Source organism: Rhizobium sp. SVR5-9E (assembly GCF_056755095.1).
In genome coordinates, this window is record NZ_JBNDHS010000210.1 from 1 (window position 1) to 1,435 (window position 1,435).

The window sequence follows — 1,435 nt, forward strand, 5'->3', positions numbered from 1 at the left end:
GCGGTTGAAATTTCCTTGCCTTCGCGGCGGTAACTGTGCGGAACGCTAGAGTCAAAATATATAGCGTCTCCTGTATCCAGCGCTGCCTCCTTACCATCCACATTGACTATAAGGCGACCGCTGAGCACGTAGATGAACTCAGCGCTGCCATGTTGATGCGGCTCTGACGGCGGCGCATCGACCGGGAACTCGGCGTAGAACGCCTCCATGCGGCGGTCAGAAGCGGGATAGTCCAGGCTTTCGAATAGAAAGGCCGGGTGCTTTTCGCCCGGCGGGCTTGGAAGTTTGAGACGCTGCTGCTTTCGGACGATCGCGATGAGCGGCTCCTCCTTGTCGGCATTGAAGAAGTGATCGAGGCCGATGCCGAAAACCATGGCGATCCGAAGCAGCGTGGGCAGGGTTGGAAACATCTTCCCGCGCTCGATCTTCGAGAGCATCGCAGGCGAGAGCCCTGTATGCCCGGCCAACTGCACCAGCCCCAGCTTCTTTCTCAGACGCAGTGCCTTGATACGCGGGCCGATCGCGTAGCGCTGAAGCTCGTTAGACAACGTGTCGGAGAGCACTTCGCAAAACTCCTTTTCATATCGGGAAAGCATAACGAAAAGAATTATCTTCACAAGACAGTTCTTTTTCAGGTAACGATAACTTGAGGGACAAGAAAGTGGATTTGCGTTATATGAAATTCATGGCGTGCATTCGCGCCCGTCATCGAGAGGAGAAATGTCATGAAACTGACAAGGCTTTTGTTCGCTGCGGCGATCACGTTCGGCAGCAGCGTCAGCGCGTTTGCGGCGGAGAAGGATGTCGTCGACACCGCCATGGAGGCGGGTCAATTCAAGACGCTGGGTGCCGCGCTCGAAGCGGCAGGCCTGGTCGCCACTCTCAAAGGAACGGGTCCGTTCACGGTCTTTGCTCCGACCGATGAAGCCTTCGCCAAGTTGCCGGCCGGTACCGTCGAAAACCTGCTGAAGCCGGAGAACAAGCAAAGGCTCACTGAGATCCTCACCTACCATGTGGTCGCCGGGAAGGTGATGGCTGCGGACGTGGCGGGTATCGATGACGCGAAGTCGGTAAATGGCAAAATGATCGACATCGAAGTCGAGGGCTCCACCGTCAAGGTCAACGACGCCGCCGTCACTGCTGCCGACATTGCCGCCTCGAACGGGGTCATCCATGTCATCGACAAGGTGATCATGCCGCCGGAAGGCTGACCTTTGATCCTTCAACCTGGAGAAGAACCATGAAGTCTATCAACATCGTCACGCTCATCCTCGTAATCGTAGGCGGGCTGAACTGGGGGCTGGTCGGACTATTTAGCTTTGACCTCGTGGCCGCCATCTTCGGGGCTGGCTCGGGGCTCGCCCGGATCGTTTACCTGCTGGTAGGGCTATCGGCAGCCTGGCAGATCATCCCCCTGTTTTCTGCAATGGGCTCC

General features: G+C 57.1%; 3 protein-coding genes. 2 read left to right on the forward strand and 1 reads right to left on the reverse strand.

The window, feature by feature from the left end:
* A partial coding sequence (locus tag ACPYOJ_RS34415; RefSeq protein ID WP_481420235.1) for a helix-turn-helix domain-containing protein occupies nucleotides 1-563 on the reverse strand: 563 nt, incomplete at its 3' end.
* A gap of 162 nt (nucleotides 564-725) precedes the next feature.
* On the opposite strand from ACPYOJ_RS34415, the gene ACPYOJ_RS34420 reads away from it, so the two are divergent.
* On the forward strand, nucleotides 726-1,211 hold the full coding sequence (locus tag ACPYOJ_RS34420) for a fasciclin domain-containing protein (RefSeq protein WP_481420233.1): 486 nt from the start codon (nucleotides 726-728) through the stop codon (nucleotides 1,209-1,211).
* Between the two features lie 29 nt (nucleotides 1,212-1,240).
* Nucleotides 1,241-1,435, forward strand: a 195-nt coding sequence (locus ACPYOJ_RS34425; protein WP_481420234.1) for a DUF378 domain-containing protein, incomplete at its 3' end; no start/stop codon positions are given.

Excerpts from the sequence above, each read along its gene's own strand:
- ACPYOJ_RS34420 (WP_481420233.1), top strand. The coding sequence starts at position 726 with ATGAAACTGACAAGGCTTTTGTTCGCTGCGGCGATCACGTTCGGCAGC.